The 13,470-nt window shown below is 61.3% G+C and carries 11 protein-coding genes and 3 pseudogenes; 9 read left to right on the forward strand and 5 right to left on the reverse strand.

Annotated features, from left to right (window positions below; genetic code table 11):
• Positions 1–1,568: 1,568 nt before the first annotated feature.
• From QSV46_RS23755 to QSV46_RS23765, 3 genes and pseudogenes are all read right to left on the reverse strand, one after another.
• Positions 1,569–2,014, reverse strand: a pseudogene (locus QSV46_RS23755) (aldehyde dehydrogenase family protein); the annotation flags it as partial.
• 160 nt (positions 2,015–2,174) lie between these two features.
• Positions 2,175–2,442, reverse strand: a pseudogene (locus QSV46_RS23760) (DUF3551 domain-containing protein).
• 406 nt (positions 2,443–2,848) lie between these two features.
• A complete protein-coding gene (locus QSV46_RS23765) occupies positions 2,849–3,316 on the reverse strand; it encodes a MarR family winged helix-turn-helix transcriptional regulator (RefSeq protein ID WP_314957377.1) in 468 nt (155 codons plus the stop codon).
• Between the two features lie 686 nt (positions 3,317–4,002).
• Here QSV46_RS23765 and tnpA point away from each other — a divergent pair.
• Genes tnpA through QSV46_RS23785 form a run of 4 tightly spaced genes read left to right on the forward strand, consistent with a single transcriptional unit; the run spans position 4,003 to position 7,044 of the window.
• Entirely contained in the window at positions 4,003–4,464 is a 462-nt protein-coding gene (gene tnpA, locus QSV46_RS23770) for an IS66-like element accessory protein TnpA (protein WP_314957380.1), read from the forward strand.
• The gene (tnpB, locus tag QSV46_RS23775; protein ID WP_219684374.1) at positions 4,461–4,814 is read left to right on the forward strand and encodes an IS66 family insertion sequence element accessory protein TnpB; all 354 of its coding nucleotides are present in this window, start codon (positions 4,461–4,463) and stop codon (positions 4,812–4,814) included. The genes tnpA and tnpB overlap by 4 nt, the downstream gene beginning before the upstream one ends.
• Before the next feature lie 50 nt (positions 4,815–4,864).
• The gene (gene tnpC, locus QSV46_RS23780; RefSeq protein WP_314957383.1) at positions 4,865–6,424 is read left to right on the forward strand and encodes an IS66 family transposase; all 1,560 of its coding nucleotides are present in this window, start codon (positions 4,865–4,867) and stop codon (positions 6,422–6,424) included.
• Positions 6,421–7,044, forward strand: a complete 624-nt coding sequence (locus QSV46_RS23785) for a UPF0149 family protein (RefSeq protein WP_314957385.1) — start codon at positions 6,421–6,423, stop codon at positions 7,042–7,044. The genes tnpC and QSV46_RS23785 overlap by 4 nt, the downstream gene beginning before the upstream one ends.
• A 64-nt stretch (positions 7,045–7,108) precedes the next feature.
• Here QSV46_RS23785 and QSV46_RS41445 read toward each other — a convergent pair whose 3' ends face one another.
• Complete coding sequence (locus QSV46_RS41445; RefSeq protein ID WP_085394444.1) at positions 7,109–7,243, reverse strand: DUF1045 domain-containing protein; 135 nt, start codon at positions 7,241–7,243, stop codon at positions 7,109–7,111.
• Positions 7,244–7,545: 302 nt separating this feature from the next.
• Complete coding sequence (locus QSV46_RS23790) at positions 7,546–8,889, reverse strand: LLM class flavin-dependent oxidoreductase (RefSeq protein WP_314957387.1); 1,344 nt, start codon at positions 8,887–8,889, stop codon at positions 7,546–7,548.
• Positions 8,890–9,129: 240 nt separating this feature from the next.
• Here QSV46_RS23790 and QSV46_RS23795 point away from each other — a divergent pair, with 240 nt between their 5' ends.
• The 5 genes and pseudogenes from QSV46_RS23795 to QSV46_RS23815 all read left to right on the forward strand — a co-directional run.
• Entirely contained in the window at positions 9,130–9,312 is a 183-nt protein-coding gene (locus tag QSV46_RS23795) for a hypothetical protein (RefSeq protein ID WP_247438947.1), read from the forward strand.
• A 151-nt stretch (positions 9,313–9,463) separates the two neighbouring features.
• Positions 9,464–10,511, forward strand: a pseudogene (locus tag QSV46_RS23800) (IS110 family transposase).
• A gap of 447 nt (positions 10,512–10,958) precedes the next feature.
• Positions 10,959–12,260, forward strand: a complete 1,302-nt coding sequence (gene istA / locus QSV46_RS23805; protein ID WP_314957392.1) for an IS21 family transposase — start codon at positions 10,959–10,961, stop codon at positions 12,258–12,260.
• Between the two features lie 20 nt (positions 12,261–12,280).
• Entirely contained in the window at positions 12,281–13,120 is an 840-nt protein-coding gene (istB, locus tag QSV46_RS23810; protein ID WP_247337631.1) for an IS21-like element helper ATPase IstB, read from the forward strand.
• 56 nt (positions 13,121–13,176) lie between these two features.
• Positions 13,177–13,470: transposase (locus tag QSV46_RS23815; protein ID WP_409997201.1), on the forward strand; the 294-nt coding region annotated here is incomplete at its 3' end.

The following is a 13,470-nucleotide window of genomic DNA, read 5'->3' on the forward strand; positions in this document are numbered from 1 at the left end:
AGCCTTGGAGTGCTGTTAGGCGCCTCTTGAGCCGTGCCGGCTGAAATCCATCAAACAAAGCCCGCGAAAGCGCAGGATTGTGTCGCGAGTCGCCGACTCATTGCATTAATCGAGATTGGATACTTGCTACATTCGTCAGTGTAGCCGAAGCAGTCAGATGGAGCCCGCGCGCACATCAGTCTCACACTTGCGCCAGATGTCCCGTACGCATCGCGAAACTTGGCGCCGCCCACTTTGCGCGCGGCGTGGTGCTGCGGCCACGAAAATGCCCGAGGTGTCCACGGAACGCCGACAGGAGGCGAGAATGCGCAACAGCTCCCATAGCTCTCACCGCGATCAGTCAAGGTGCTGCGCGATGTGCGGCGGAAAGTTCGGGCTGATCCGCCATTATTCCTGGCGGACGGCACTTTGCTCTAAGAAATGCGTTGGCCGCTTCAAAGCCCGGCGGGAGGCCGATCACATCTGGCTTTGCTGGCTGCACTTGGCTCAAGACACTCGAGCAATTGCGGCAGAGAACGCAAAAGCGACAAGGGCATTGGCTGAGTAGGTTCAGGATGGTATCGAAGCATCAAGTGACAGACAGTTCGGCGACAATCATCGACTTCACAGCTTACAGGACCAACAAGCGTGCTGTGGCCGGGTCCTCAAGGAACCAGGTTTGCTCGATTGCACCCGATAGCGCGATCGTACCTCTCTATGTATTTTGGTTTTTCCTGCCTTGGGCCCCATTCTTAATGGGTCTGCCCTCAACGGAAAACCAGGGTTCATGATGCCGAGCACGCTGCTGGCTCGTTGGGTTTTTCGGTGCTGCAATTCGATTCAGTCACTGAAGGCTCCATTAACGATAGCGCGCAGGTCGCAAGCTCCTGTGAGAATTTGAGTTCTAGCCCCCTGAAAACATATGTTGGGGGAAGTCGAGTCTGCCGACACGCCATGTGCTATCCGTCCCTGCTCGGAGTGTTCTTAAGCCTTTGCCATCGTCGATCACGCTCACCTCGCCGAGGGCGGCGTGACGCCGCGATATGGACAACGGCGCCACGCCCGTCGAGGGATGGTAGGCAGCAGCTTCTCGAAGCCGGGCCAGGCAAAGCCATCGCCAGAGCGGCCAAGACCGTCATCGATGAAGGCGACATTGCTCCAGCCGCGCTGCCGCGCCCGATCTGCAAATCCATATTGACGCGCTCGCTTTCCAGATTGCTGGCCACCTGATCAGCTGATCGACGCATGTAGAGGACGGCCTGACGGGCGGGATGCTCAGCCGCGATCTTGCTCATCTTGCCTTGTCCGGGGACGTCCAACCGGGCGGAAGCCCAACTCTTAACCTGCACAGCCGCTCGGAACGTTCCGCGCGGTGGCCTGCCCTCACCATGCTGTTCGGCGGCACGTCACGGATCAGCCAGATATTGCCGCCGATGGTCGATCCGCGGCCGATGGTGATTCGAGCAAGGATCGTCTCACCGACGTAGATCGCGACGCCGTCCAGGATCGGATGGCGGTGCAGCCCATGATCACCTTGCCCTTGTCATCCGTCGGAAAGTCGCGCCTCGAGCGTGACCGCCTGATAGATGAGCCACCGCGAGGACGGGAGCGAAGATCTCTTCGCGGCAAATTGTCATGTCGGTGGTCACGCGAGCAAATAGACTTCCACCGATGAAACATCCACCTTCATAGCCTTGACGCCGAAGTTCGCGTCCGTCGACGATCAGCTTTGCACCTACTTGTACGCCCACGTCGATGTCGCCTCAGACCTTATCGAGATCTGCCTTTGTTGCTAATGGCCCCATTTCGTCATCGGGACCAGTGTCAGGACCGATGTTCAGGGCGCGGACCTTAGGCGCCAGCTGTTCGGTCAGCCGCTCGGCCGTGGTATCTCCGATTGGCACCGCCACCGAAATCGCCATGCAGCGTTCGCCAGCAGAGCCATCGCCGCGTGGTCCATGTCGGCGTGCGGCATGACGACCATGTGGTTCTTGGCGCCTGCGAGAGCCTGGCAACACTTGCCGCGACAGGATGCCCCGAAATCGGCGGTCGGATTTGATGGGGGATTGAGGCCGGTGCCGGAGCGTGCGCGAGCGGGGACGTCCAACCAGGCGGAAGCCCAACGCTTAACCAGCACGGCGGGTCCAATTATATGAGCAAAGACGGATGTCTCGACCACAGTTGGCCATCACGCATCAGCGCAGGTGCCCTCCTTGTTGCCGGAATGCATAGATCGGATTCATCCCCTCAATAGGCTAGGGTGCCGGAGGCAGTGGTCATGCACTGGTCATAGGTCGAGAACTGGCAATTGCCCGGATATCCCCAGATACGTCCCTGGAGGCAATAAACGTCCTGCCGAGCCGGTGGAATGAAAGAACGACCCCGCGGAGCGGCGGTCAATGGCGATCCAAAGCCGACGAGTATGGAAAGTGCAAGCACACAGATAAAGAGAAGGTTGCGCATGAGACCTTTAGCCTCCGTTCAGACGTGAGAGGATAGAAAATCTAGAATTGATGTTTTGATTTTGGTCAATGGCAAATCGCTTCGTAGATGGTTTGGCCGACGGACTTCGTCGCGATCTGCAAGAATTTTGCTATTCCACAAAGTCTTAGCGGCTGGCCGGGTGTAACAGGTTGGGGACGCCAGAAATCTGGAGCTCCGCGGAGAACTCTGGCCTCATACCGAATCCGTATTGGTCGGCCCAATCGATTAGCTCCCGATCCACAAAATGGTAACTCTAGTATGTCGCCGCTGCGACTGGCCCGACCGGCGCGAGGAGCCGATGTGCTCCTCATGACGACGGTGCTTCACATGAGGGCATGCGGCCCTCGCATTCAAACCACCGTTGTTGATCCAAAGCGCCTCCCTTCTAACGTCGGCCCCTCCCTCGGGCTGACGCCGCGCCGGTGTCCAGTTCGGCTTTCAGGCGAGCTCTCTCGAGCCGCATCCTGAGCGCTGCAAGTCGGCTCGACAGTCTCGTCGATTCCTCAATGCTAAGCTCACCGAAAACGAATTGATCCAGTTGCTCCTGTTGTGCAGCGATGTTCGCGAGACGCTTACGGGCTTTGTCCGTTAGCGAGAGCTGGACGACCCGAGCATCCCTGATACCGGTCTTGCGCCGCACAAATCCGATTTTCTCCAGCGCCTTCGAATGCAGCGTGATGAAGGACGGGTCGACTTTCATCAGTTTTGCGACAACGCCGGCCGGAGCACCGCCATCCTTGTCTAAGTCCATCACCGCCATCAAGATCGCCAATTGTGTTCCACTAATGCCAAGTGCCTTGGCTCGGACGTGAAGAAAATCCTCCAGACAGACGTTGAGGGATCTGATCTCCAACGTTAATCGCCGTACCAGCTCCTGACTCTCAGCAGAGCCATTTCCCCCTCGCGTTGCTTGCTTAGCCAAATGCGGTGCCGCCGAATGTTAGGACCCTATTCAAAGCTCGTTCGCGCTGAGAAGGTTCAAGTTAGGGACAATTTGTTGGTCCTCACGTGCTCACTTCCGTCGACAATTGGTGAATGCCGAGAAGTGGCCCGACTATGTGACTCCCGGCGAGACCCCCGGCCTAAATGTCGGCGGCTACTGCTTGCCAACCTATTGGCTTCACCAAAGATAGTAGGCTCGCCGAGAGGCACGTTCAAAAAGACCTCGATTCGTGTGTCCCACATCGGCGCGAGACTACATCACTTACGCTCCGGCACAGGCTGCCCCAAATGCGGGAAGACCGTTCTCGGATCCGGGCAACGGGCGCGAATGACTTTTATAAAGTGGGGCAGCTCCGCGCTTAACGAATGGCAACTTTGCACAATCGATGCGGTGGAAATCATCAAAAACGATCGCCCAAACGCCGGATTCAAGCGCCATCGCTGCGTTGCATCTCGTGTATTGCCACCCACGAACGGGTGTTGCCGCCCGACAAGCTAGAGGATTTCGATCGTAACCGGCGTGACGCCCCCACCTAGCCATCCCTCGGCTTGCGCGCGATACAGCCTGGCATGAGCGGTTCGTTTGGAGGTGGAACGATGGCAAATGCCATGCTTGATGCCAGGCATGAAGGCGATTCCTATCGTCGCGTCGAGGTAATCACCGGGGAGCGCCGGCGGCGACGATGGACGGGCGAGGAGAAGGCCCGGATCGCGGCGGAGAGCTTTGAAGAAGGTGCGAACATCTCCGAGGTGGCGCGACGCAATGGCGTTTCCCGCGGGCTGCTCACGGTGTGGCGCCGCCAGGTTGCGGCGGTGGTGGCCGGCAAGGCGCCGAGCTTCGTGCCGATCCAAATTGGTGCCGAGAGCGAAGGCGAGACGGCCGACGAGTCCAAGCGCATTTCGCCGGCACAGACGAGGCCTTTGGAGATCACCGCCTCGCCGACCAAGGCCTGCGGGGTGATCGAGATCGAGCTGAGTGGGGCGCGCATCCGGGTCGAGCCGGGCGTGGAGCTGGCGACACTTTCGACGGTACTGTCGGCGCTTCGGGGTATCCGGTGATTGCACTACGCTCCGACCTCAAGGTGGTGCTTGCGACGCAGCCGGTCGACTTTCGCAAGTCGGTCCACACGCTGTCGGCGCTGGTGAGCGAAGCACTGCGCGCGAACCCGTATTGTGGCGACGTCTTTGTGTTCCGCAGCAAGCGCATGGACAGAGTGAAGCTTCTGGCGTGGGACGGCAGCGGCATGGTGCTGGTGACGAAGTGGTTGCACCAAGGGCGTTTCACTTGGCCGCCGATCCGCGATGGCGTGGCGCATCTGAGTGCGACACAGCTCGCGATGCTGCTCGACGGACTCGAGTGGACGCGTGTCTCACCCAAGCCGGTGAAGCAGCCGGCGGTTGTTGGCTGAGAAGCGAGGATTTCGCTGGAGCATGTGGCGCGCGGATGTATCGTCTATTCATGGCGATTCGCCCCGATGCCCTCCCGAGCGATACGGCGGCTCTGACCGAGATGGTGCTCGCGCTTGACGCCGAGAACGAGAAGCTGCGCGTGGCGATGCGGACGCTCAAGGAGATGATCTTTGGGAAGCGCTCGGAGCGGCTTGCCACGCTCGTGGCCGAGCAACTCGCGCTTGAGCTTGATGACCTTGAGACCGGCGCCACCCCGCCTGCCGCTGCCAACGACGATGCGCCTGCGGCGAAGCCGTCTGATAAGCCGCGCAAGAAGGCGCGCCGCAATATTGGGGCGCTGCCTAAGCACCTGCCACGCTGTGAGCAGGTGCTGGAGCCGGAGACGAGTGCGTGCCCGTGCTGCCAGGGCCAGCTGCACAAGATCGGCGAGGACATCAGCGAGGTGTTGGACGTGATTCCAGCGATCCTGCGGGTGCTGCGCACGATCCGTCCCAAATACGGCTGCCGCGGCTGCACCGATGGCGTGGTCCAGGCGAAGGTGCTGCCGCGCCTGATCGAGGGCGGCATGGCGTCGACGGCGCTGGTGACCCACGTGGTGGTCTCGAAGTTCGCCTGGTATTTGCCGCTGTACCGGCAGGTGCAGATCCTTGCCGGCCAGGGCATCCAGCTGGACCGTGCGACGCTCGCCGGCTGGGTGAAGCGCGCCGCCTGGTGGCTCAAAAGCCTCTATGAGCTGCAGCTGCGGATGATCCAGGCCGCGACGCGGGTATTCTGCGACGAGACACCGATGCCGGTGCTCGATCCCGGACGACATCGCCCCCGCATCTGCCAGTTCTGGGCGCATGCCATGGATGACCGCCCCTGGGGCGGGCCCTCGCCGCCGGCGGTTGCCTATGTGTTCGCCGACGGCCGCGGCACCGAGGAGATCGCCAGACAATTGACGGGCTTTTCCGGCATTCTGCAGGTGGACGGTTATGCCGCCTACAAGGCGCTCGCCCGCGGTCACGGCGGCGCGATCCAGCTCGCCTTTTGTCTCGCCCATGCCCGACGCAAATTCGTCGAGGTATTCAAAACGACGCAGTCGCCGTTCGCGCGCGAGGTGATCGAACGGCTGCAAGCGGTCTATGCCATCGAGGCAGGGATCCGCGGCAGCAGTGCGGAGCAGCGGCTGGCCGCCCGCCGCACCAAGGCCGCTCCGTTGATGGAGGCGCTCAGGGCGCGGCTGATCGCCATGGTCGACCAGCTCTTCTCGCAGTCGAAGCTGACAGAGGCGATCAACTATGCGCTTAACCATTGGGACGGGTTGACGCTGTTTCTCCGCGACGGCCGCGTCGAGGTCGACAGCAATGCGGTCGAGCGTTCCATGCGCCCGATTGCCATGGGAAGACGCAACTCATTGTTCAGCGGCAGCGAGGGCGGTGCCGAGAGCTGGGCAATCCTGGCCTCGATCGTGAACACGGCAAAACTTCATGAGCTCGATCCGCAGGCCTACCTGGCCGACGTGCTGGAGCGCATCGTGTCCGGGCGAACCAAGAGCCATCAGCTGCACGAGCTGCTGGCCTGGAACTGGAAGGCGGCGCGCCAGCGTACCGCACAGGCCGTGGCATGAGCTCGCGCCGCCATAAGGCCGCGCCGTCGATGGCGGCCGCCGCGATGCCGCTTGAGGAACTCGAGCGGTGGCTGCAGGCTCGCGTCGATTGGCATCCTGCCGCCACCAGCATTCCCATGCTCGATGGCTACGTCGCCGCGATCGTGGCTGGACCGGTGTCAATGAGCCCACTCGACTGGATCTGCCCGCTGCTCGCCATCGATGCTGATGCTTTCAACCACGGCGGCACCCCGGAGTTCGCGGCGATTTCCGCCGTTGTGCTGCGTCATAACGAGATCAGCCAGATCCTTTCGACCACGCCTCGCCAGTTCGCGCCGATGCACCGGCGTGAAGCCAATGGCAATATCGATGCGCGTCCATGGTGCCAGGGCTTCTATGCCGCGATACGGCTCAGGCTGTCGGTGTGGGCGCCGTTGCTGGACGCCAGAAACGTCAATCACGGCCTGCTGCTGCCCATCCTGCTGCACTGTCGCGACGATCAGGGCCGTCCGCTGCTCGGGTCGCCGCGAAGCGGCCGCGAGACCGAGGATTTCCTCCGTAACGCCTACCTCGATATCCCGGCCGTCGTCGAGGCCCTGCGCCAGCACTGGATGCCCATCCGCTACGCACGCGCCCGCTAATCCTGCGGACGTGGGAGCTCATACCGGTTACTTTCGATCGTCGGCCGTCCGACCATCCAGCCCTCTAATCGTCGAGGAACAGGGAGCGAAGACCGCATCCAACTCCTGCCGTACTATCGGCGGGAGCGCGATCGGTTCGGGTCATGTGAAAGCGGAAGCGATCGAAAACGTACGGGTAGCCCCGTCGGACCAGGCACATCTATCCCGCCTTCCGGCCCCGAGTCATTCTTCCTTGCCGTAGAGACTTGATCGCCCGCCGGCTAAACCCGGCGCGACAACTAACCATAAGATGTCTGGAATGCACGGCCGCGGAAGGACAGATCTATTCGCCGAAGCCGTGAAAACCTGGTTCACCGGCAGTGAACCTCGCTCAGACCACGGCTTGCTATGAGGAGCATAGATAAATCTCCCCCCACTTACGCCTTAGCCGTCCGACAACCCAATGAAAGCAACCCGTTAGGCTTCTGTTGCGACGTCGTCAAATCAGTGTTGTCAGGCGAATTATGCGATCGCTTGAATGGCGTTGGAGAAGATGCTGGCCGGCCGGCTCAGGCCGTAGTGATCGCGCAGCGTTGTGCCCGTGTAGTCGTGACGGAACAGGCCGCGCTTGCGCAGAATGGGCACGACCTGCTCGGCGAAGATGTCGAACCCACCGGGCAGCCAGGGTGGCATGACGTTGAAACCATCGGCTGCGCCGTTCTCGAACCAGGTCTGAATGTTGTCGGCGATCTTTTCCGGCGGTCCGGCAATCACCCAATGGCCGCGGGCGCCGGCCAGGCGCTGTACGAGCTGACGAATCGTCGGCTTCTCGCGATCGACGATGTCGATCACCAGCTTGAAGCGGCTGGCAACGCCGTGGGCGCCCTCGGTATCGATCAGATGGCGGGGAAAGGGGCCATCGAGGTCAAACCCGGAGAGGTCGAGACCGATCATCTGGCGCAGCTGGGTCAGCGAATACTCGGGCTGGATCAGCTCGTTGAACTCGTCCTGCACCCGATCGGCCTCGCTCTGTGTGCTGGCGATGAAGGGACTGACGCCGGGGAGAATCTTGATTTGATCGGGACTGCGGTCGAAGGCGCGCGCCTGATGCTTGATGTCGGCATAGAATTCCTGAGCGCTCGCCAGTGTCTGATGCGCGGTAAAGATCGCCTCGGCGAATCGCGCCGCAAAGGCACGTCCGTCGTCGGAAGAGCCGGCCTGGACATAGACCGGTCGTCCCTGCGGCGTCCTTGAGATGTTGAGCGGCCCACGCACGCGGAAATGCTTTCCGATGTGATTGATTGCGTGAATCTTGCCGGTGTCGGCAAAAACACCCGATCTGGGATCGTTGACGAGCGCGTCGTCTTCCCAGCTGTCCCAAAGCCGCGTGATGACGTCCAGATACTCCCGCGCCCGCTCGTAGCGTTCGTGATGCGGAGGATGCTCGGGCAAGCCAAAGTTCTGCGCGGCCTGCGGCGAGCTCGTCATCACGATGTTCCAACCGGCGCGGCCACCACTGATATGATCCAGCGAGGCAAACAGTCGCGCCAGGTTATATGGTTCGGTATAAGTCGTCGACGCAGTCGCGATCAGGCCGATCCGACTGGTGGCGGAAGCGATCGCGGTAAGCAGGGTGATCGGCTCGAGCCGGAACCGCTGCGCATAGCGGACATTGTCCGCCAGCGCCGGACCATCGGCGAAGAAGACCGCGTCGAACTTGTGCGCTTCGGCGCGCTGCGCCAGCTCCTGATAGTAGGTGACGTCGAGAATGCGATTGGCTGCCGAACTCCTGTGGCGCCGGGCAGCCTCGTGATGGCCGTCTGGATAGATGAAGAAGTTGAGGGAAAGCTGCCGTCGTTCGCTCATTTGTGAGATCCGCGTGCATTGGGAGCTGCAAGCGAGACTCTACGTCTGCAGTCGCGCTGATGTCGATGAAATGAATTTGCGTTGTTGAGTTGGATGCAAGCATGAAGCTTGCAAGCAGAGCGCCAATCAAGAACGAGGGCAGTCGTTACGACGAGAAACGGCGGCGGCTGTGACGAAGCGCGGTTTGGGCGACTCACGCTACCCTCATTCCCAGCCACCTCGCTACACAATGGGAATGAAATGGTTGCAGCCACCCGTGAATTGCCGGCCTCTGGTTACGCCCTTGAAGTGGACGGCCGGCTCAAAGCTGAATTTGCAACCAGAGACGGCGCCAGGGCAGGGGGCGAAGAACTCAAGAAGCGTTTTCCAATGCTTCAGATCAGGATCTATGACGCGCAGACGCACGCGCGCGAGGAAATCTAGATCCGCTGATTCAAGTCTTGGCGGAGTTCTCTGGGCCCGAGCGCGTGCGGCTGCCGCCGGACCGGGCTCTCGTGTTGGGGTGGACGGCCCCCTTCCGCCGGTCTGCGTGGCAGGAGGGGGTCGTAGATGACCTCAAAGGAAGGAGCCGCCCATGGAAACAATTGTTCGCATCGGTTTGGACACGTCAAAGAGCGTATTTCAGTTGCATGGCGTTGACCGGATGGAGCAGCCGGTCTTGCGACGTAAGTTGAAACGCAGTCAGGTTCTGGCGTTCTTCGGTCGTTTGCCGCCTGCGTTTGTCGCGATGGAGGCTTGCGGAGCATCGCACTACTGGGCGCGGGAGCTGCGATCGCTGGGGCATGAGGTGGCGATGATCCCGCCACAATATGTCAAACCGTACGTACAGCGCGGGAAATCCGACGCTGCGGACGCCGAGGCGATTTGCGAGGCGGCGAGTCGACCCAAACTGCGCAAGAACTTTGTGCCGATCAAGAGTCCCGAGCAATAGGGCGCACAGATGCTGACGCGCGTGCGTACCCAGTTCATCGGTAGGCGCACCCAGCTCGCCAATTCGATCCGCGGTTACGCCGCAGAGTTCGGCTTTACCGCGCCCAAGGGGCTTTCGCGGCTTCAGCAACTGCTGATCGATATTCGGGCCGACGCGACAGTCCCCGAATTGGCTATGGAGTTGGTGGAGGCGTTGGCGACCGAACTGGCGCGTGTTGATGATCAGATCGCCGCGCTCGACAAGAAGCTCATGCAACTCCATCGGGGTAACGAGATGAGCCGACGACTAGCGGCTATTCCAGGAGTTGGTCCGATCGGCGCGACGTTGCTATCAATAAAGGTCGTAGACGCGCGCGGCTTCGAGTCGGCAAGAAACTTTGCGGCCTGGCTCGGCTTGACGCCAAAAAACCACTCGACGGCTGGCAAGAACCGGCTCGGTGTTATCACGCGCGCCGGCGATGAGATGCTAAGAAGCGTCTTAGTCGCGGGCGCTACCGCGGTCATCGGCGACCTACGCCGGGGCGGCAGTAGGATGTGGCCTTGGTTAAAAGCTTTAATCGCGCGGAAGCCACCAAAACTCGTCGCGGTAGCATTGGCCCAACAAGATGGCTCGGATCGCTTGGAAATTGATGATCAGCGGGGAGCGCTATCGACCCATTGGCAACGCAGTTCCAATGGCAACACCGATATAGGCATGAACGAAATGCAAAGTTTGGCGTCAGCACCGCAGGTATGACGCTAAGGCTGGAACTTGCAGGATAGGAAGAGGTGGTGTGATCGGCGCAAGCCGAACAGGGAGAGTTTCCGATCGGTTCACCGGCAGCAAATGCCGTTCTCGTGTTTGGATTTCACTGTTCGCGAAGCCCATCTTGGCCAGTGGTCGCAGACCCAATCGTAGGCCGGACATATGAGCGCAAGCGATCCGAGCATGCTGCCGAAGCCAATCCTTGCAAGTCGGGGGCCAATGGTATGGACCCCGCCCTTGCCGCGGTGGAATCTCAAGCGTCAACTGCAGCGAAGGAGGATGTTATGCAGGTCGTTCGGATAGGTCTAAATCTGGCGATGTCGCGCGCCGTGGAAAACTGCCCCCTCTGCGTCACGAGGAATTGCCCCTCCTCGAATAGCTGAGGAGAGAGTGAATGAAGCGGGAACGAATCACTGAAGGCTCGCCGTGGAATGATCCACGGGGGCAGGTGATGAAGACGCCGGATGACGTGGCGGAGATGATGCGCCTGAGGGCGTGCGGATGGGGTGTGAAGCGGATTGCGCGGCAGCTGGGCTGCAGCCATCACACTGTGAAAGATTACGTTGCGGCGGGCGGTGTGAAGCCGTTCAAGTCGCCTGAGCGGAAGAAGCAGCTCGACGGCCTTGAGGGCTGGCTGCGCGAGAGGCTCATTCGGCATCGCGGCAATGCCGATGTGGTGCGCCAAGACCTGTTGGCCGAGAAAGGCGTGGCAGTCAGCCGGCGGACGCTGCAACGCGCCGTGCAGCCCTATCGCCAGGCGCTGAAGGCGGAGGCGCTGGCGACGACGCGGTTTGAGACGCCACCGGGTCGGCAGCTGCAGATCGACTTCGGGGAGCGCCTGGTCGAGATCGGAGGGACGAAAGTCAAGGCATTCGTGTTCGTGGCGACGCTCGGGCACTCGCGACGGCTCCATGTGCGTGCGTTCCGGGCCGAGAGGCAGGAGCATTGGTTCGCCGGGCTCGAGAGCACATTCACGACCTTCAGCGGTGTGCCGGAGGAAGTGCTGATGGACAATCCACGCGCGCTTGTCGTGCGCCACGACGCGGTGAGCCGGTCGGTTCAGTTCAACGACAAGCTTATAGCCTTCGCAAAGCATTGGGGCTTCCCTCCTCGCGCCTGCGCGCCATATCGGGCGCGCACGAAGGGCAAGACGGAGAACGGCGTCGGCTACGTGAAGAAGAATGCGATCGCCGGTCATTCCTTCTCAAGTTGGGAAGCATTCGAGGCGCATCTCGACAGATGGGAGCGTGAGGTTGCGAACGTTCGTATCCACGGCACGACCGGCGAGGCGCCGATCATCCGCTTCGCGCGTGAGGAGATACATCGGTTGAAGCCGCTCGGGGGGCAGCCGTCGTTCGGATCGTTGCGTGAACTGACCCGCGTCGTCGGCAATGATTGCGCCGTCGAAATCGACACGAACAGCTACTCGGTGCCCTGGCGCCTTATTGGCGAGCGCGTGGCGGTAACGATCGCGGCCGGCGAAGTCCGGATCCGCCATGGATTGCACCAGGTAGCAGTGCACAAGCAGTCCGAGGGACGCCGGCTGCGGATCGTCGACGCCGCCCATCTCGATGGTGTCGCTGGGCGCAATGGCGCGGTCCGCCAGGAGATCGCGGCAGTGCTGGATCCGTCTCCACCGCCGTCGTTGTTACGCTCTCTTGCCGAATACGAAGCTGTGGTCGGAGGAGGCTTCTGATGGCGTGGGGAAAGAAGATAATGGAAGAAACGATCGATCCGCTCGATGCCATGCTGGCGCGATTGCAGCTCTCCTGCATCCGCGATCAGCTCGACAGCCTGCTCGACGAGGCGGCGCGCGCGAACCTGTCGGCGCGTGAGACGCTGATCCTGCTGTGCGAGCGCGAGATCGCACGCAAGGATCATCGCCGCATCGAGATGGCGCTGAAGCTCGCACACTTCCCAGCCGTCAAGGAACTGGCGGGCTTCGACTTCGAGGCGCAGCCGTCGATCGATCCCAAACAGATCCGTGACCTTGCCGCGTCACGTTGGATCGCCAACGGAGAGAACGTGCTGTTGCTCGGGCCACCCGGAGTCGGCAAGACGCACTTGTCGATCTCGCTGGGGCGAGAGGCGATCCTGGCCGGGTACACGGTGCAGTTCACCACGGCGACGACGCTGGTCGCAGGCCTTGCCAAGGCCCATGGCGAACGGCGTCTGGACGAGAAACTGCTCGCGCTATCGAAGCCAAAGCTGCTGATCGTCGACGAGCTCGGCTACCTGCCGCTGGAACCTGACGCGGCACATCTGTTCTTCCAACTGGTCAGCCGGCGCTACGAAACTGGCGCCATGCTGATCACCTCGAACCGCAGTGTTGCCGAATGGGGCACCGTGTTCGCTGATCCCGTGGTCGCCACCGCGATCCTCGACCGGCTCTTGCACCACAGCCACGTGCTGACGATCCGCGGCGACAGCTACCGGCTCCGAGCCAAGCGCAAGAGCGGCCTCATCAAGACGCCGACCGCCGGTGACGGCCCTCCGGTCGGCTCCGCCTCCCTCCGGCCCGTCACCGGCGGAAACAACCTTCAACCGAAATCATAATCCCGATGGTGGGGGGCAGTTCTTCATGACGCAAAGGGGGCAGTTCCGGATGGCGTTTGACACTGGCGAAGTATGTCTTCGAAGTTCACGGCGTCGACAACCACGGGAAAGTCGTTGTGCGAAAGAGGTTACGTCGCGATGCGGTGGCCGGCTTTTTCGCCAATTTACCGGCCTGCCTGGTCGGCATGGAGGCTTCCAACGGGGCACACTATTGGGCTCGCGTGCTCACGGAGCTTGGCCATCAGGTCCGACTAATCAGCCCTCAGTTCGTGACACCATACGTCAAGTCGAACAAAAACGACCAGAACGATGCGGAAGCCATCTGCGAAGCGGTCGGTCGTCCGTCCATG

The sequence above is a fragment of the Bradyrhizobium cosmicum genome (assembly GCF_032290525.1).
Taxonomy (GTDB): domain Bacteria; phylum Pseudomonadota; class Alphaproteobacteria; order Rhizobiales; family Xanthobacteraceae; genus Bradyrhizobium; species Bradyrhizobium cosmicum_A.

Bases quoted from the DNA above. Each gene is read 5' to 3' on its own strand.
- QSV46_RS23795 (WP_247438947.1), top strand. From the start codon at position 9,130: ATGGTTGCAGCCACCCGTGAATTGCCGGCCTCTGGTTACGCCCTTGAA.
- QSV46_RS23785 (WP_314957385.1), top strand. From the start codon at position 6,421: ATGAGCTCGCGCCGCCATAAGGCCGCGCCGTCGATGGCGGCCGCCGCG.
- QSV46_RS41445 (WP_085394444.1), bottom strand. From the start codon at position 7,243: ATGTGCCTGGTCCGACGGGGCTACCCGTACGTTTTCGATCGCTTCCGC.
- QSV46_RS23790 (WP_314957387.1), bottom strand. From the start codon at position 8,889: ATGAGCGAACGACGGCAGCTTTCCCTCAACTTCTTCATCTATCCAGAC.
- istA (WP_314957392.1), top strand. From the start codon at position 10,959: ATGAAGCGGGAACGAATCACTGAAGGCTCGCCGTGGAATGATCCACGG.
- tnpA (WP_314957380.1), top strand. From the start codon at position 4,003: ATGGCAAATGCCATGCTTGATGCCAGGCATGAAGGCGATTCCTATCGT.
- istB (WP_247337631.1), top strand. From the start codon at position 12,281: ATGGAAGAAACGATCGATCCGCTCGATGCCATGCTGGCGCGATTGCAG.
- tnpC (WP_314957383.1), top strand. From the start codon at position 4,865: ATGGCGATTCGCCCCGATGCCCTCCCGAGCGATACGGCGGCTCTGACC.